Genomic DNA, 15541 nt, shown 5'->3' on the forward strand with positions numbered 1-15541 from the left:
TATGCGCCATTAAAGGAGATTAATTTATGAAAGGTAAGATACTCTTATTATTTTTTATTACGATAGTGTTTTCATCCTGCCAAAATAGTAGTCAATTGACTACCTTGAACAGCGAAACTAAATCAATAATGAATTCTGAACTGCCTCCTGATGTAGTGAGTACACGTAATGGAACGGAATTGAAAGAAATAACTGAAGGTCGATCAGATGCTTCTAACAATGAAGTGTTATCCATGAGCATTGGGAACTATGAATTGAAATGAGAATTTTATGATGAAATGCTTCGAAATCCTATAGATCATGATTATGAAGTGGAATTTAATGAGGCTCAAAATTCAAATGAGATTATTACAACAATGGGATGGGGGGCGTTGGAAAGCAAATATACCGAGATTTGGGATAAAGAGTTGAATCAAATATATAAAAAGCTTCTTTCTAAGTTGGATGAAGAACCAAGAGAAGCACTAATTGAATCGCAGAAAGAATGGTTACAGTATCACTTAAAGGAAACAAAATTTGTAGAGAAGACATTTATTAATAGTGGTTACCTTGGAACACGAGGATCGGTAAGCCTAGGCATGGTTATACGGGAGAGAATTAAGGAAAGAACAATGCAATTATTTGAATATCGATATTTGTTAGATGCTGAAGTTGAGTTTTTATACCAAAGTAAAAAATAGAGTTGAAATCTTGATCACAAGTTTTAGGTGATGCTTCGAAGAGAGTAACCGCGCATAACATGTATTCAAGCTGTGGGATGGATTAGGAAGAGGAAATTCAGCAGACACCCCTTCGGGTTTATGAATACAGGAACGTTATCGTAAATCAGCAACCATATAAAAAGGATCTATTTGGGTGCATATAATTTTGTCAGGAAGTGATTGGGTGAATAAAGAAATTCTACTTGAATGGGATAAGCAGTATAATGCGATGAAACGAACGAAAGAGAATTACTGGAAGACCTATAGAAATTGGCGTGATGAAAACAAAAGCGATTATCATGATACTTTTATGGGAAAGTTATATGATGAATTTATAAGTCTTGAAGAGCGTGCCATATACCTGAAATATAGTTTTATTACAACAGAAGCAGTGGTATTTTGTTCGGTTAATATATTTTACGTAGAAGAACATATAGGAACCTATGACATAGAGTTCTTTTTGAATGGTGAGATTGCTGATGATTATCTGGATTTTGGGGACGTGTTACTTAAAGATAAGATTACTAAGGTGAAGCATAACTTGAAGGTTGCAAGAAGGGCTCTGAAACTAGGATTTGAAACATCAGACATTTCTAAAATTACGGAAGTCCCACTTGAATATTTAGAAATATTAAAAAAGAAATATAGTTGAACGTTAGACGAAACTCTTGAAATTCGAAAAAATATCCAGTGATTTACTCCAGGAGGCTGAGGAACAATGAGGAATAAAATGCCTAAGATCATTGCTATTGCAGCAGTATCGGGGGGAGGGAAAACCACTATTACGTCATGTCTAACCCAAGTGCTAAATAATGCAAAGACCTTATATTTCGATGAGTATGATTTAGAAGGACCCGACGATGTTGTTAACTGGGTTGAGCGAGGCGCTGATTGTAATGAGTGGAACCTAGAGCCACTAATTTCTGATCTGAGAAATCTTATTTCTTCAGAAGATACGGAATTCATATTGTTGGATTATCCATTTGCAAGGTTACATGACAAATTGAAAAACATTGATCTGACTATTTTCATAGATACACCTCTTGATATAGCAATGGCAAGAAGAATATTAAGAGATTTTAGAGACAAGAATGCAGAATCTATTTTAGATGATTTAAGTCTTTATTTATCAGGCGGGAGAAGTGGATATGAACGTATGTTGAAGACAATAAAACCAAATTCAGATCTGATTATTGATGGTCTATTACCTACTGAGGAAATAGTTAACATCATATGTGATAGGATAAAGAGCTGATATCAAGTATATTCGAGCATGCCAAAGAATCGCCTCACAACCTATCTATGCAGCGTCGCTACTACTCTTTATTTTGTTCATGGAAAGGGAAAGAGCGAAATTAGACAGGGTAACGTAATAAAGCAGCATTTCAAGGAGGATTATATGAAGACGAACATCTATATGGTTAGGCATGCTGAATCACCATACGATGAAGGAAGCGAAATTACTAGAGGACTCACCACTAAGGGCAAGAAGGATGTTGAGAAAGCTACTGAAATACTTAAAGTAGAAGGAATAGATGTTATTATATCCAGCCCATATAACCGGGCAATCCTTAGTGTTGAGGGGTTGGCACAATACTTTGAATTAAATATCAAAACATATGAAGATCTAAGGGAAAGGTTTTTTGCTGAAGAAACTATTGATAACACTGAGTTAATGTCAATTATTAGAGATAAATTTAATGATTTTGATTATTCTTTACCAGGTGGGGAGTCTAATGCTGATTGTCAGAATAGATCGATAGCAGTGATTAAAAACATATTAAAAGAACACGCTGGGAAGAAAATAGCTATTGGAACACATGGACTTGTAATGACTTTGATGATGAATTATTTTGATTCAAGTTATGGTTTGGATTTTTTAGATCAATTAAAGAAGCCAGATATTTATAAATTACGTTTTGAAAATTTTGAATTAAAAGATGTAATAAGACTGTGGAATGGATAGTTCTTCAAAAGTTCATTAACTACCAAACCAAGATCGCAATCATTGGTGATTTTCGTATTATTTGAGTAAGAGCCTTAAGGATTTTATATATGAAAGCAATAATGGAAAAGATATATTCTTCCTGCCCGATGAAGATCAGGCTATTGAGAAACTGCTTAAGCGAATTCACTTGATGTATCCTGAAAGCGTTCTATAATGACATTCCTTCCTATTTCGATGCTCATTGGTATGGAGCAGTATCAAATCTATGTCTTCCACAGTGATACTTTTATTAAACATAATCTATGTAAAAGGAAGATGATTACGATGGAAAAAGGCAAAATTATATTTTTGAATGGTGTAACCAGTTCTGGTAAAACTTCAATCGTGGAAGCAATGCAAGACTACTCTGAACCATTTTTCTACGTTGTGGGTAATGATCTTTTTGAAAATACAATCGGAGATAAACATCTCCAGACGGGATTACTGGAAGTATCTTAGTGAAGCCATCATTATGATGTATCACACGGCAAAGTTATTTTCAGATAGCGGGAAGCATGTTCTGATCGATGGCATACTTGTCGAAAGACCTGAGCTCACGCCACATTATGAACAAGTCAAAAACATTTTTGACGGGTACCCATTGGATATCGTTGAGTTATATTGTCCTTTGGACATTTGTCGTCAGCGGAATATCGAACGTGGGGATCGAAGAGAAGATCAATCCGATGAGCAAAATAAAATCATGGCACCCAACATTCACTATAGTTATTCGGTTGATACGAGTGTGAATACACCGGAAGAGTGTGCAGAAATGATTATTACTTCCCTATTCAAACCACGTCATGGAACATTGGAAACTAACAAATAATACACAACGAAGCTGGGGCATCCAATAACATGGTATTCCAGCTTTTTGACTATCTGAGAGGGATAAAAAAAAGATCAGCATGCTAAAGTAATCTTTGTGAAAGTAAGGAGACGATATGTTTATGACAAAATTTTATGTTCGTGAGGCCGTTCAAACAGATGCGCAAGCTTTAGTAGACTTGAATTACCTATTCAATGGAGTTCGGCGAAATGTAGATGAGGTACAACAAGAACTAATACATACAAGAGAAACAATCGTAGTTGCTGTACTGGAAGAACAAGTGGTTGGATTTGCTTGTGGGCAAGTTGTTAAGTCGTTTTGTTACAAGGAGTCTATAGCTGAAATAACCGAAATGTACATTTTAGAATCTGAACGCAGGAACGGATTGGCTTTACGTATGATCACATTGTTGGAGAACATATTCAAAAACGTTGGTGTAAAAAGTGTCAAGATTCTTACAGGACAAAAGAATATGCAAGCGATCAACACATATGAAAAGGCAGGGTATCACAGGGAAGACCATTTAGTAATGGATAAGAAACTGGAAAATATATAAACGTAGCTGACTTGCGAGATTTTGAAAAAGGAGGATAAGGAAAAGTTTAGTTTGGCATCGAATTTTATGTGAGTAGGTTTGAAAAGCAATTTTCATTCGAAAATAAAAGGAGGTAGTTTGTCCTGAAGCATTTACAGTTCATTTTCTCATTACTATTTATCATGTTAGGAATTGTCATTATTACGATCTCGAAGATGATTGAAGAGGTGATTCCCAAGTTAGGCTATGCGGCATTTCAGTCAGCGGCAGCTGGCAGTTATACTCCGAGTGATTATCAAGTGGATTTTGAACTTAATTATTGGATTGGGGCGATATGTATTCTAGGTGGCATCATCTGCTTAATTAGTACAATGAATGTTGTCCGAAACTACATTCGTGAAATGAATTTAAGAAACAGAGCGTTTGATGAAGCTCATAATTATGATGATACAAGAGAACAGAAGGAGTATATGATATAACATAAAAAAGAAGGGGCAGATATATATGATTACATTCCAATACTTTGAACCGGAAGATTTTGATCAACTGATCGAATGGAGTGGGGATGAAGCATTTCTGCTCCAGTGGGCCGGCCCTCAGTTCCATTATCCACTGTCCAGGGAACAACTATCTGATTATTTGGATGGTGCGAATGATAAGAACACTTCGAATAAGTTCATATATAAAGTGGTGGATGAATCCGCTCAGGAGATTGTGGGCCATATTGCTCTTGGTGGTATCGATCGATATAATCGTTCAGGGCGCATTGGTAAGGTGATCCTTGGCAAGCCACACCAGGGTAAAGGATATGGGAAGCAAATGATCGATGAGGCACTACGAATTGGATTTGAAGAGGAAGGATTGCATCGGATTAGTTTAGGTGTTTTTGATTTTAATATCTCAGCTCTCCGATGTTATGAGAAAGCGGGCTTCGTGCAAGAAGGACTTATTCGCGATGCCAGAAGATATGAAGATACATTCTGGAATCTAATCGAGATGAGCATTTTAGAAGATGAATGGAAAAGAATAAACGCCACTTAATGCAGAAGGAGCACACCCTTGCGAGTAAAAGCTCGATTCCATGGTTGTTCTCTTTTGTAACATTTAGATTGGGAGTGATGAAATGATCATCATGATTAACGGAGCATTTGGTTCCGGAAAAACCTCGGCAGCAGAAGCACTTCAACCTTTAATTGCAAACAGTATGATCTATGATCCTGAAGAAATTGGTTATATGCTCAGAAAACTTCTCCCAGAGAATTGTAGAGAGGAGAGGGAACGGACGGATGATTTTCAAGATATCGAGCTATGGAGAATTCTAACCGTAAAGACGGCTAAAGAAGTAAAGCAGAAATACAACAAACACTTAATCATCCCCATGACCATCTATAAAGAGGAAAACTTTCATTACATCTATAACGGGTTAAAAGAGATCGATCAGGACATTCATCATTTTTGCCTAACGGCTATAGAAGAGACAATTTATCATCGTTTGGCTAAACGAGGAGATGAATTTGGAGGCTGGCAGTATCAACAAGCACCAAAGTGTGTTGAAGCTTTCAAGGATGAACAATTTCAAACTCACATTGCTACAGATTATCTGGAGACCATTGAAATCATAGATATCATATTGAATAAGGCCCTATCCAGATAATTACCATTTGTTTTTAATAGGAGGGTTTTATGATGATGATTGTACATGTACTCTTAAGAAAAGAATGGGAAGATGCGTTGATCAATGGGGTTTACAGAGCAGCCTCCTTAGAAAAGGAAGGTTTTATTCATTGCTCACCTATGGATAAGATTGTAGCTGTGGCTAATTATAATTACCTTGGGACAAAGGGGTTAGTATTACTTTGCTTTGATGCATCTAAAATAAAATCCAAAGTTGTATGGGAAGATCTGTATAATGAAGGCAGGGAATATCCTCATATTTACGGTGAGTTAAATCTAGACGCGGTAGTTCATACATATGATTTTGAGCCTAATGAAGAAGGGAGATTTTCGCTACCTGCTGATTTAGAGAAAATGCAGTGAGTTCGAATTTCACAGATAGACGCTGATATATTTGAAGAAAATGAAACAGAAGAGGATGGATGGTAATTGACGATAGTGACTTTTGAAGAGGTAGCCGAGCTACACCTTCCTGAAATTAGAGCTATTTATAACTACTATGTATTGAATACAACGATTTCGTTTCATACGGAGGAATTAGATCTTGATCAGATTAAAACCTCTGTGATGAACAAAGATACGCGTTATAAAACTTACGTAATCCTTGAAAACAATCAAATGATGGGCTATGTACTGATCACCCAATATAAGAGTAAACAGGCATATGATATTTGCGGAGAAGTCACCATATATCTAAAGCCCGACATTTTGGGAAAAGGCCTGGGGAAACAAGCATTAAGTTTTATTGAGAAGGTTGCAAAAGAACAAGGATTCCATACCTTAATTGCGACGATTTGCATGGAGAATACCAGAAGTAAATCATTATTCGAGAGAAATGGTTATGAACAATGTGCTCTATTTAAAGAGATCGGATATAAATTTGATAGAAAACTGGATATTGGAAGTTTCCAAAAGATCTTGTAAGGAGAATAGGAAATGAGTACTAACCTTTATATTATATCTGGTCCCGCTGGAGTAGGGAAATCTACAACTTCAAAGCTGCTGGTTCAGACTTTAGAAAAAAGTGCATACATTTCTGGAGATGCGGTTAGTCACTTTCCGGTTAAAGGGCGAGGTAAACCTTGGCTTGATAAGGATACACACGACTTAACTTGGAAAAACATAGCCAGTATAGTGAAAAATCTATTGGATTATGGATACGATGTAGTTTTGGACTATGTAGCTTTTCCGGAAGACGTTAATGGATTATTAACAGAATTAGCAGACTATAATGTGCGCATAATTTATGTTGTACTCATGGTTGATCGTCAAACCATTATTCGTAGAGATCGCTTGAGAGCAGAAGAGTATCAAATGAAAGAAAGAAGTGTAATTCTGCTTGATGAGTTTGAAAATAATCTGGATGTGAAAGTAGATAACAAGCTGTATACTAATCATTTCACAGAAGAAGAACTACCTGAAATAGTAAGTGAAATTATAAATAACGAGAAATATCGATTGAAATAATCCGTACCTCGTCACTTTGCATGATTAATTGTAAAAGAGACAGCGAAAAAGCTGTCTCTTTATTCATCTAAACCAATTTATGTTTAACTTTATACAAACCTACTGAAGTTACTCTTCTTCGTTTAGAAAAGCAAAACCACTGTTAACAAGCCCCTGTAAATACTCGTCAAAGCTGTTTGCAATCACTACGTATTCGTCAGGGTCGTGCAAAAAGCGAACGATTTGACCACGTACACCTTCATCAGTAGGGTTAAAATCAATATAAAGTCTGGATGTTCCACCATTATTCATACAGTCTGAAAAGTGAATGTATTTTTCTGGAAGAAGCCCCTCACGATTGATCTTAGAGTCAACGGCATCCTCTTCATCTTCGTATTCTAAAAGATAAGAGACGTCTTCTTCATTTTTTGAACTTTCGAGCATTTGTTGGGTAGAGAGTAAGTAATATGGATATCTACCTTCTCCAACATCTGAGCCTAGAATACAAACCGTAATTTCTTTATCTCCGTACTTCCTCCAATATGTACCATCAATATTTTCAAGTAAACCGATGAGTGATTCTGGACAATTTGGATATTTTGATCTTAATGTAGTTATATCTTCTTGTGTAGCACCGCTCGCTGTATTTAGTTCTTCAAGTTCTTCTGTTGATAATGATGCTCTCAATCCATTTAAAAATTTGTTCACCAAATCCATTATGTTGACCTCCCAGTCATAAAATATAAAGCAATTATACGCAGATAAAGTAAAAGTACTGCGTTGGTGTGAAGAATCTTTCCCCTACAATATGTTATGAATACTAAGATCAGTTTATCATTTTCTCTAGTTTATTGATAACTACAAGGTTTAACTGTGTCTGGTGATAAAGGGGCATGGGATTAACTGCTAAGGTTGGATAGACCCTCCCATGCTTTCGTAGTACAATTATGTAAGTAATTGGAATGGTTGGTCTTATAGTAACGATATAGAGGAGCGGAATACATTGTCATTACATATGTTCGTAGGAATTGGCCTGGCTTTATCATTATTGTTCCCCACAAATTCAGTTAATGCACCCTCGTCCGTTCAACTCATCCATTCTACAAATCATAGTAGTTATGCTTCTTATGAAAAGAGATTTACAATGGACCCTGATAACGGTGAGGATGCGCATCTGTGGATTGAAAATACCAGTAAGAGCAATCTTTATATGAAAATTACCGTGGGCAATAACACTCGACTTGAAGTTCCGATTGATAAAGGAACTCAAAAAAAAGTGAATTTGGCTGTAGGGAGAACAACAGACTTCAAAGTTTATGTTTTCAGCAGTATAGGACATAAAGTTGATATAACGATCAGTGCACGGCAATTTTAAAAGATATGATAGGCATTTTATGAGGGTTCTGCTCACTAGCTCAACAACCAGGGTGTGAGTGAATGAAAATCTTCTATAATATTTGAATATTTATGAATACGATTACATTGCATGAGGGAGGGATTTCACTTTGTCTGATTACTATTGGGATGACCAAATCGAATATCTGAAGAATACGTGGTGGCTTTACCGAAAAGATTAAACAAGCGTTTTTCACATCGACAGTAGATCGCGAACAAACGATTTTGAAGTGAATACAAAAGGAGCTGAAAGAATGATGGAGACAGAACGACTTATGTTTCGGAAATATACCAAAAATGATTTTGATTTACTTTTTGAGATGACAAGTGAGCCGAATATGATGAAGTTTATTAGACATGGAGGACCCTGGACGAAGGAAGAAACCATGCAAAGTCTGGAAAAGTTCATTAACTGGAATAAAGACGATAAGGGGCTGTTACTCTCATTCAATAAAGAGAATAACAAGCTAATTGGTACCTCTGGACTCATTCCTCAAATCATTGAAGGCACGGATGAGCTTGAAGTCGGTTACTGGGTTGTAGAGCAACACTGGGGAATGGGTTACGGATACGAACAAGCAAAAGCATGGAAAGAATACGGTATGGATCACTTGAAACAGAGACGATTAATATCGTTAATTCAACATGGCAATGTGGGCTCTATGAAAGTCGCGCAAAAGAATGGCATGAAACACGAGAAGGATGTAGACATAATCGGGAAAAATGTAGCAGTTTACTCAATTGAGGTGAAGTGAAAATGACTCCATTTCCTGAAATAGAAACCAAAAGATTGCTGCTAAGAGAGATTAAACAGAGTGATTGCCAAGACATATTTCATATTTTTTCTTCAGATGAAGTTACAAGATTCTACGATGTAGAAAGTTTTACGAATATAAAACAAGCAAAAGATCTCATACAAAGATGGAATGAACGATTCGAAAATGGTCAGGTTATCCGCTGGGGAATTGCTTTGAAGTCGGACGGTAGAGTTATTGGAACATGCGGATTTCATGGTTGGATGAAACAACATCATAAAGCTGTGATGGGATATGAGTTAGCCTCGGAGTTTTGGCAGCAGGGTTATATGACCGAGGTCGCTCAGGAAATCGTTGAATATGGATTTAAGAATCTTGAATTAAACAGGATTGAAGCCTTTGTAGAGCCGGAGAACGCGGGATCAAGAAAGTTGCTTGATAAACTTGGCTTCAGAGAAGAAGGCATATTGAAAGAAAATTATTATTGGAAAAATCGATTTGTTGATAATGTCCTCTATGCATTTTTGAAGAAAGATTATAAGCCCAACGGGTGTAAGCTAACAGACTGATGAACAAAAACGACAGGTTGCTAGGAGAGTGTATGAGAATTCGAATTATTGGATCTTGCGGGAGTGGAAAATCAACATTAGCCAAAGAATTGTCGGATCAATACGGTATTCCTTACTATGAATTAGACAATCTCATCTGGGACAGAAGTGCCGAAAATCTGAGATATCCTGAAAGTGTTAGGGATGACTCCGTCTTATCTATTGTTCGTACAGATGCCTGGATCATAGAAGGAGTACAGTACAAAGATTGGACTTTAAAATCCATACAAGAAGCGGATTTGATTTTTGTATTAAATCCAAATGTTTTCATCAGAGATTATCGAATTATCAAGAGGTTTGTATTGTCCAGATTAGGTATGCAAGCGTGGAATTATAAGCAGTCATTCAAGAACTTATGCCAGATGATTGTGAAGTGGAACCATCAATATAATATAGTTGCAGCTTTAGATGTGATTAACGAAAACAGCAAGACAGCAATGATCACTAGAAATAAAAACCAAGTTATACAAATGATTGAACACCATGTGGAAGTGGTTTCGAGTGAGAGTGGAAAAAATGATGCAGGTAATCCAGGGTTGCTGAAAGAGGAGATACCGTGGTAGATAAGCATGTTGTTTATTAGGGAGAATAGAACCAATTCAGATGATGAAGTGATATACAGGTTAGAAATAAAATGAGAAATCCTAAAAGTGTATACGATTACATGAGTTGGTTTTCTAAGTGGGGGGCTTAAACATTGAATAGTATGAATGATGAGGATGAATTACAAATTGTATTTGAAGATAATGATGAAGATTATAAAACCGTTTGTAATAACTTATATAACTATAATCTTAAAGAAACCAAAGGCTTATTAACTAAACCCGGAAGAAGTATTAATTTATTTTTGAGAGATAAGACAGGTAAGGCAGTCGGTGGGATTTTCTGTGCTACATATTGCGAGACATTATATATTGATAACTTTTGGATAGATGAAGAACACAGAAAGAAAGGATACGGGAAATCTTTAATTATGCAAGCAGAACGCATGGCTTCTCAATTAGGATGCAAGCTTTCACACACAAGTACATTTTCTTATCAATCTCCGGAATTCTACCAGAATATGGGCTATAACGTGTTTGGAGTCATTGATGAGTATCCTGATGGAATCATTCAATATTTTTTGAAGAAAAGATTATAGGACGAGTACCATATTTGTTTATAGGAGATGAAAAGAACTGGTGAATAAGAATAAGGGACTCATCATGTCACTATTACTTTTATTGCTTTTAATTTTGTTGTGGAATTCCTTTCGAACTTCAATTTTTGAAGCAGTTACTGTTCAAAAAATTAGTGAGAATGAGATGACTGTAATTAATTTTGATAACATTGAAAGAACAATAACCGTTCCAATGGATATGTCAAAATTAATTGAAGAGAACAAGGAATACACTATTTTGTACGATAAAAGAGTTTTTGATAAATACAGACTTCGATCCATAATACCATAGAATTTTAGATGTATTGGAAAGGGTGGGGAGCAACGACCATGATAACGTATAGAACGTTGACCCTTGATGATGTGAACCAGTTGCAGGAAATAGATCGTTCGGAACATATTGATCTTATTTATGAAATGAGAGAGAACGAATTGGTTGAGCTAGAACAAGATCATGAGTGCTCAAACTGGGATGCAAAGCTGTTGGAGGAGATTCAAAAACGATATGTGTATGAACTAGAACAAGGCGGCATGGCGTATGGCGCTTTTGCTGAAGATCGATTAATTGGGTTCGGGGTGCTGGCACATCAATACAGAGGCAGAGAACGTGATAAATTACAAATTGACTTGATGTATGTTTCTCAGGCGTACAGAAGACAAGGTATTGGAAAACGTATTCTGAACCAGTTAAGTGAAGAGGCCAAAAAACGTGGAGCGCGGTATCTGTATATTTCCTCCACAGAGACGAGATCGGCGGTATCCTTTTACAGAAGCCAGGGCAGTCAGATTGCAAGTGAGATTGATCAAGAACTCTACGACAAAGAGCCTAAAGACATACACATGATAAAGGAGCTGGGCACATGACAACGGTTGGCATACTCGGAACCATTCATAATTCAGAACTCAGGGAGAAATATCATTGTTCTTTTTCCCTTTACAAGGAAGTGATTCAAGAGTTTAAGCCAGATATTATTTGCGGTGAAGTTCATCCACAGAGCTGGTTGAGGTATCTGAAGGACAAAAATGATAGAGGATACTGGGGAGAACCGGCCAGTGAGTATTGGGATTTGATATTCCCTTTGTGCGAGGCGCAGAACATCACATTTGTCCCTATTGATTGGTTTGAATTGGATGTGTGGAATGCTTTTGAACCATTCAACGGCTATTCGAGCGAGGAACGCAAAGAACTTGAACAACGGGATGATGACTGCTTTGCGGAGCAAATGGAGACGTATAGGTTCGGCGAGATTCCTTTTAATTCAAATGAATTCGATCGCGTAACCAAACAAAAATATGAATGGTTGTATCAGGTAAACCCGAAGGCACAGAACTTTCGCTGGGTTGTGCGTAATCAGATTATGATTCAAAGAGTCAAAAATATAATTGAAGCTCATCCAGGAAAAAGAATACTCTGTATTATTGGAGCTGATCACAATTACATCTTCCAAGAAGAGCTGATGAAAGAACCTGTTGAATTGCTGTATCCGTTACGGTGAAGGAACCGTTGGTAGAATTACAACTGAAACTGATTATTTAAGGAGCATTACATGCGCAAAAAAATAAGTAAGATACTCAAGTACAGCATATTGAGTATGATTTTATTGGTTATAGTAGCTCTGATATTTCCTACATGGACACCCAAAATTAAAGGTGAAAACAGCATCAGCATGTTAGAGCAGGTCGAAATTAACGGTGCAGGACATGAAGTCATGATCAGGGGTGTTGATCGGAGTAACCCTATCCTGATTTTTGTGCATGGTGGGCCTGGATGCTCTGAGATTCCTTATGTTAGGAAGTATCAACAGGAGCTTGAGCAACACTTCACTGTGGTCCATTACGATCAACGTGGGAGCGGCAAGTCATATCATTTTTCTGAAGATTACTCGAATCTGACAACAGATGTATTAGTAGATGATTTGTTAGCGTTAAGGAATTATGTAACTGAGGAGTTAGGTCAAGAGAAGGTTATATTAATCGGTCATTCATTTGGTACATATATCGGGATGAAAGCTGCGGCTAAAGCACCTGATCAGTTTCACACTTATATAGGCATTGGGCAGATGTCAAATACGCTTCAGAGTGAGCTAGAAAGCTTGGAGTACACGCTAGAACAAGCGAAACAAGCCGGTAATGCAGAGGACGTTAAAAAACTGGAGCTAATTCGAGGTTTGATCGAGCAGGGAGAGGAACTTACACCTAGAATTCTTGTGCAAAAGTACGGTGGTGCAGCTAGACTTATCAATGAGAATAGAGATTATATTTCAGGATTCCTTTTCAATCCCGAATATAATGGGCTGGATATCATTCGCTATTATACAGGGGTTCTGGGTTCACAAGAAATCTTACTGAGAGAAGCACTGAATCAAAATTTACCCGACATAGTTGATCATCTGGAGATTCCCACTTATTTTGTGATGGGTAAATATGATTATATGACCACTGCGAATGCAGCACGTGATTATTTTGATGTATTGGATGCACCAATCAAAGATTTCATTGTATTCAATGAGTCTGCGCATTACCCACAGTTTGAGGAGAAAGAAAAATTCGTACAGTGGTTACAAGAGTTATTCTAAAAAGAGGCCTAGAGAGGAGCAAGATCATGTTGTTAAGCCCATTCATTGAGCTTGAAGAAGAAAGTGATGAGAGTTACCGGTGCTATGTTCTGCAAAATGCAGTGCAAATATTTAAACACTCCATACAGGAGGAGGATTTAAACGATGTCCGAATATATGTATCCACGAATACACAGTTAGATTCAATTGATAATAAAATAGAAGACTATGTTAAGTGGTTTTCAATTTGTGAGACTGTCTTTCGAGAATATTATGAGAATGAACTTCATGAAAAGGTACATAAGGACTGGTTTAATGAAATTGAAGTATATCGTGTAGATATAACATTTAACAGCATAGCGGATTACGGCGCAACAATAGCTTGCGGAGACAAAATCCTGCAAGATCACATTATGATTGTTGATTTTGATAAAGAGCGAATCCAAGCAATCAAATTAAATGGTTAAATGGAGGCTTTTGTAACAAATAGTCAAAAATCAGGAGAAAGATAGTGCTTTATTTTCCAAAAATGTGTTATTATGTTGTGGTGAGAGAATATTTCTTTTGTTTGATCGATAGAGAGGAGGGCGCGAATACTCGTATCATTCAATCTGTATAAATAGATTAACTGGACTGCTTGAGGAAAAAAATAATAGAATAAGCGGAGGTATGGGTATGTTCAAAAAATGGAAGAAATTTGGCATCAGCAGCTTGGCGCTAGTATTACTGGCTACGGTGGCCTTTACAGGATGGAGCACTAAAGCATCAGCAGCGGACGCTTCGCAAATCGTGTCTGAGATGGGTGCAGGATGGAATCTGGGCAACCAGCTGGAAGCAGCGGTGAACGGTACACCGAATGAGACAGCTTGGGGCAATCCTACGGTGACTCCAGAGTTGATCAAAAAAGTGAAAGCTGCTGGCTTCAAGTCCATTCGTATTCCCGTTTCCTATTTGAACAACATTGGAAGCGCTCCCAACTATACAATCAATGCGGCATGGCTGAATCGAATTCAGCAAGTCGTAGATTATGCGTACAATGAAGGTCTGTATGTCATCATCAATATTCATGGCGATGGATACAATTCCGTACAAGGTGGATGGCTGCTCGTAAATGGTGGCAATCAGACTGCCATCAAGGAAAAGTATAAAAAGGTGTGGCAGCAGATTGCTACCAAGTTCAGCAACTACAATGACCGTCTGATTTTTGAATCCATGAACGAAGTATTCGATGGCAACTATGGCAATCCGAACTCGGCGTATTACGCCAACCTGAATGCCTACAATCAAATCTTTGTGGATACGGTTCGTCAGACTGGAGGAAACAACAATGCCAGATGGTTGCTGATTCCAGGCTGGAATACCAATATTGACTTCACCGTTGGTAATTATGGTTTTGCTCTTCCAACAGATAATTTCAGATCATCGGTAATTCCTAGTTCTCAGAAGAGAATCATGATCTCGGCGCACTATTACTCTCCGTGGGATTTCGCAGGTGAGGAAAACGGTAATATCACGCAGTGGGGTGCAACAGCAACGAATCCTGCCAAAAAGTCTACTTGGGGACAAGAAGATTATCTGGAATCCCAGTTCAAGTCCATGTACGATAAATTTGTGACTCAAGGCTATCCTGTGGTGATTGGTGAATTCGGTTCAATTGATAAAACGTCCTACGATTCAACCAACAATGTATATCGTGCGGCTTACGCCAAAGCAGTTACAGCAAAAGCCAAGAAATACAAAATGGTTCCTGTGTATTGGGACAACGGGCATAACGGTCAACATGGATTCGCTTTGTTTAACCGTTCAAACAATACCGTGACGCAGCAAAACATCATTAATGCGATCATGCAAGGCATTCAATAATTTCCTATCTATCTGTATCCGTGTAAACGGCGTG

At 37.4% G+C, this 15541-nt stretch carries 23 protein-coding genes and 2 pseudogenes; 24 read left to right on the forward strand and 1 reads right to left on the reverse strand.

Translation table 11 applies throughout. The features are described 5' to 3' along the window. Window positions 1-26 precede the first annotated feature (26 nt). The 14 genes and pseudogenes from MHI06_RS12015 to MHI06_RS12080 all read left to right on the forward strand — a co-directional run bounded on the left by MHI06_RS12015 (window position 27) and on the right by MHI06_RS12080 (window position 7193). A complete protein-coding gene (locus MHI06_RS12015; RefSeq protein ID WP_340401587.1) occupies window positions 27-263 on the forward strand; it encodes a hypothetical protein in 237 nt (78 codons plus the stop codon). 15 nt (window positions 264-278) lie between these two features. After that, complete coding sequence (locus MHI06_RS12020; protein ID WP_340401588.1) at window positions 279-680, forward strand: lysozyme inhibitor LprI family protein; 402 nt, start codon at window positions 279-281, stop codon at window positions 678-680. Window positions 681-885: 205 nt separating this feature from the next. Beyond that, window positions 886-1353 carry a hypothetical protein gene (locus MHI06_RS12025; protein ID WP_340401589.1) on the forward strand — a complete coding sequence of 156 codons (468 nt, stop codon included), beginning with the start codon at window positions 886-888 and terminating at the stop codon, window positions 1351-1353. 66 nt (window positions 1354-1419) lie between these two features. Then, the gene (locus MHI06_RS12030) at window positions 1420-1956 is read left to right on the forward strand and encodes a hypothetical protein (protein WP_340401590.1); all 537 of its coding nucleotides are present in this window, start codon (window positions 1420-1422) and stop codon (window positions 1954-1956) included. 144 nt (window positions 1957-2100) lie between these two features. After that, window positions 2101-2667, forward strand: coding sequence for a histidine phosphatase family protein (locus MHI06_RS12035; protein WP_340401591.1), 567 nt, complete (start codon window positions 2101-2103; stop codon window positions 2665-2667). Then, a pseudogene (locus MHI06_RS12040) lies at window positions 2667-2863 on the forward strand (DUF4180 domain-containing protein); the annotation flags it as partial. The gene MHI06_RS12035 and the pseudogene MHI06_RS12040, both read left to right, overlap by 1 nt. A 110-nt stretch (window positions 2864-2973) precedes the next feature. Continuing rightward, window positions 2974-3517 (forward strand): annotated as a pseudogene (locus MHI06_RS12045) (AAA family ATPase). Between the two features lie 121 nt (window positions 3518-3638). Next, complete coding sequence (locus MHI06_RS12050; protein WP_169478387.1) at window positions 3639-4073, forward strand: GNAT family N-acetyltransferase; 435 nt, start codon at window positions 3639-3641, stop codon at window positions 4071-4073. 194 nt (window positions 4074-4267) lie between these two features. Beyond that, a complete protein-coding gene (locus MHI06_RS12055) occupies window positions 4268-4531 on the forward strand; it encodes a hypothetical protein (RefSeq protein WP_340401592.1) in 264 nt (87 codons plus the stop codon). Window positions 4532-4556: 25 nt separating this feature from the next. Beyond that, window positions 4557-5093, forward strand: a complete 537-nt coding sequence (locus MHI06_RS12060) for a GNAT family protein (protein ID WP_340401593.1) — start codon at window positions 4557-4559, stop codon at window positions 5091-5093. An 82-nt stretch (window positions 5094-5175) separates the two neighbouring features. Next, window positions 5176-5706, forward strand: coding sequence for an AAA family ATPase (locus MHI06_RS12065; RefSeq protein ID WP_340401594.1), 531 nt, complete (start codon window positions 5176-5178; stop codon window positions 5704-5706). Between the two features lie 29 nt (window positions 5707-5735). Then, a complete protein-coding gene (locus MHI06_RS12070; RefSeq protein WP_340401595.1) occupies window positions 5736-6089 on the forward strand; it encodes a DUF952 domain-containing protein in 354 nt (117 codons plus the stop codon). Window positions 6090-6164: 75 nt separating this feature from the next. Further along, entirely contained in the window at window positions 6165-6650 is a 486-nt protein-coding gene (locus MHI06_RS12075; protein WP_340402099.1) for an N-acetyltransferase family protein, read from the forward strand. 12 nt (window positions 6651-6662) lie between these two features. Then, window positions 6663-7193, forward strand: coding sequence for an AAA family ATPase (locus tag MHI06_RS12080; RefSeq protein ID WP_340401596.1), 531 nt, complete (start codon window positions 6663-6665; stop codon window positions 7191-7193). A 108-nt stretch (window positions 7194-7301) separates the two neighbouring features. Here the strand turns inward: MHI06_RS12080 and MHI06_RS12085 are convergent, their stop codons facing one another. Beyond that, window positions 7302-7889: an SMI1/KNR4 family protein gene (locus tag MHI06_RS12085; RefSeq protein WP_340401597.1), complete on the reverse strand. Its 588-nt coding sequence runs from the start codon at window positions 7887-7889 to the stop codon at window positions 7302-7304. A 286-nt stretch (window positions 7890-8175) separates the two neighbouring features. Between MHI06_RS12085 and MHI06_RS12090 the strand changes: the two genes are divergently transcribed. The 10 genes from MHI06_RS12090 to MHI06_RS12135 all read left to right on the forward strand — a co-directional run bounded on the left by MHI06_RS12090 (window position 8176) and on the right by MHI06_RS12135 (window position 15507). Then, the gene (locus tag MHI06_RS12090) at window positions 8176-8547 is read left to right on the forward strand and encodes a hypothetical protein (RefSeq protein ID WP_340401598.1); all 372 of its coding nucleotides are present in this window, start codon (window positions 8176-8178) and stop codon (window positions 8545-8547) included. Between the two features lie 274 nt (window positions 8548-8821). Then, window positions 8822-9322 carry a GNAT family N-acetyltransferase gene (locus MHI06_RS12095; protein ID WP_340401599.1) on the forward strand — a complete coding sequence of 167 codons (501 nt, stop codon included), beginning with the start codon at window positions 8822-8824 and terminating at the stop codon, window positions 9320-9322. 2 nt (window positions 9323-9324) lie between these two features. Continuing rightward, entirely contained in the window at window positions 9325-9891 is a 567-nt protein-coding gene (locus MHI06_RS12100; protein ID WP_340401600.1) for a GNAT family protein, read from the forward strand. Window positions 9892-9923: 32 nt separating this feature from the next. Continuing rightward, window positions 9924-10493, forward strand: a complete 570-nt coding sequence (locus MHI06_RS12105; RefSeq protein ID WP_340401601.1) for a hypothetical protein — start codon at window positions 9924-9926, stop codon at window positions 10491-10493. Between the two features lie 143 nt (window positions 10494-10636). Then, window positions 10637-11071, forward strand: a complete 435-nt coding sequence (locus MHI06_RS12110) for a GNAT family N-acetyltransferase (protein ID WP_340402100.1) — start codon at window positions 10637-10639, stop codon at window positions 11069-11071. Between the two features lie 348 nt (window positions 11072-11419). Beyond that, entirely contained in the window at window positions 11420-11953 is a 534-nt protein-coding gene (locus MHI06_RS12115; RefSeq protein ID WP_340401602.1) for a GNAT family N-acetyltransferase, read from the forward strand. Continuing rightward, entirely contained in the window at window positions 11950-12585 is a 636-nt protein-coding gene (locus MHI06_RS12120; RefSeq protein WP_340401603.1) for a hypothetical protein, read from the forward strand. Before MHI06_RS12115 ends, MHI06_RS12120 begins: the two co-directional genes overlap by 4 nt. Before the next feature lie 51 nt (window positions 12586-12636). After that, window positions 12637-13665, forward strand: coding sequence for an alpha/beta hydrolase (locus MHI06_RS12125; protein WP_340401604.1), 1029 nt, complete (start codon window positions 12637-12639; stop codon window positions 13663-13665). A gap of 26 nt (window positions 13666-13691) precedes the next feature. Next, window positions 13692-14111: a hypothetical protein gene (locus MHI06_RS12130; protein ID WP_340401605.1), complete on the forward strand. Its 420-nt coding sequence runs from the start codon at window positions 13692-13694 to the stop codon at window positions 14109-14111. A 208-nt stretch (window positions 14112-14319) separates the two neighbouring features. Then, entirely contained in the window at window positions 14320-15507 is a 1188-nt protein-coding gene (locus MHI06_RS12135; RefSeq protein WP_340401606.1) for a glycoside hydrolase family 5 protein, read from the forward strand. Window positions 15508-15541 lie beyond the last annotated feature (34 nt).

Origin of the sequence: Paenibacillus sp. FSL H8-0079 (genome assembly GCF_037991315.1) — a bacterium.
Lineage (GTDB): Bacteria > Bacillota > Bacilli > Paenibacillales > Paenibacillaceae > Paenibacillus.

Excerpts from the sequence above, each read along its gene's own strand:
- MHI06_RS12015 (WP_340401587.1), top strand. The coding sequence starts at position 27 with ATGAAAGGTAAGATACTCTTATTATTTTTTATTACGATAGTGTTTTCA.
- MHI06_RS12020 (WP_340401588.1), top strand. The coding sequence starts at position 279 with ATGCTTCGAAATCCTATAGATCATGATTATGAAGTGGAATTTAATGAG.
- MHI06_RS12030 (WP_340401590.1), top strand. The coding sequence starts at position 1,420 with ATGAGGAATAAAATGCCTAAGATCATTGCTATTGCAGCAGTATCGGGG.
- MHI06_RS12035 (WP_340401591.1), top strand. The coding sequence starts at position 2,101 with ATGAAGACGAACATCTATATGGTTAGGCATGCTGAATCACCATACGAT.
- MHI06_RS12050 (WP_169478387.1), top strand. The coding sequence starts at position 3,639 with ATGACAAAATTTTATGTTCGTGAGGCCGTTCAAACAGATGCGCAAGCT.
- MHI06_RS12055 (WP_340401592.1), top strand. The coding sequence starts at position 4,268 with ATGATTGAAGAGGTGATTCCCAAGTTAGGCTATGCGGCATTTCAGTCA.
- MHI06_RS12060 (WP_340401593.1), top strand. The coding sequence starts at position 4,557 with ATGATTACATTCCAATACTTTGAACCGGAAGATTTTGATCAACTGATC.
- MHI06_RS12065 (WP_340401594.1), top strand. The coding sequence starts at position 5,176 with ATGATCATCATGATTAACGGAGCATTTGGTTCCGGAAAAACCTCGGCA.
- MHI06_RS12070 (WP_340401595.1), top strand. The coding sequence starts at position 5,736 with ATGATGATGATTGTACATGTACTCTTAAGAAAAGAATGGGAAGATGCG.
- MHI06_RS12080 (WP_340401596.1), top strand. The coding sequence starts at position 6,663 with ATGAGTACTAACCTTTATATTATATCTGGTCCCGCTGGAGTAGGGAAA.
- MHI06_RS12085 (WP_340401597.1), bottom strand. The coding sequence starts at position 7,889 with ATGGATTTGGTGAACAAATTTTTAAATGGATTGAGAGCATCATTATCA.
- MHI06_RS12095 (WP_340401599.1), top strand. The coding sequence starts at position 8,822 with ATGATGGAGACAGAACGACTTATGTTTCGGAAATATACCAAAAATGAT.
- MHI06_RS12100 (WP_340401600.1), top strand. The coding sequence starts at position 9,325 with ATGACTCCATTTCCTGAAATAGAAACCAAAAGATTGCTGCTAAGAGAG.
- MHI06_RS12105 (WP_340401601.1), top strand. The coding sequence starts at position 9,924 with ATGAGAATTCGAATTATTGGATCTTGCGGGAGTGGAAAATCAACATTA.
- MHI06_RS12110 (WP_340402100.1), top strand. The coding sequence starts at position 10,637 with ATGAATGATGAGGATGAATTACAAATTGTATTTGAAGATAATGATGAA.
- MHI06_RS12115 (WP_340401602.1), top strand. The coding sequence starts at position 11,420 with ATGATAACGTATAGAACGTTGACCCTTGATGATGTGAACCAGTTGCAG.
- MHI06_RS12120 (WP_340401603.1), top strand. The coding sequence starts at position 11,950 with ATGACAACGGTTGGCATACTCGGAACCATTCATAATTCAGAACTCAGG.
- MHI06_RS12125 (WP_340401604.1), top strand. The coding sequence starts at position 12,637 with ATGCGCAAAAAAATAAGTAAGATACTCAAGTACAGCATATTGAGTATG.
- MHI06_RS12130 (WP_340401605.1), top strand. The coding sequence starts at position 13,692 with ATGTTGTTAAGCCCATTCATTGAGCTTGAAGAAGAAAGTGATGAGAGT.
- MHI06_RS12135 (WP_340401606.1), top strand. The coding sequence starts at position 14,320 with ATGTTCAAAAAATGGAAGAAATTTGGCATCAGCAGCTTGGCGCTAGTA.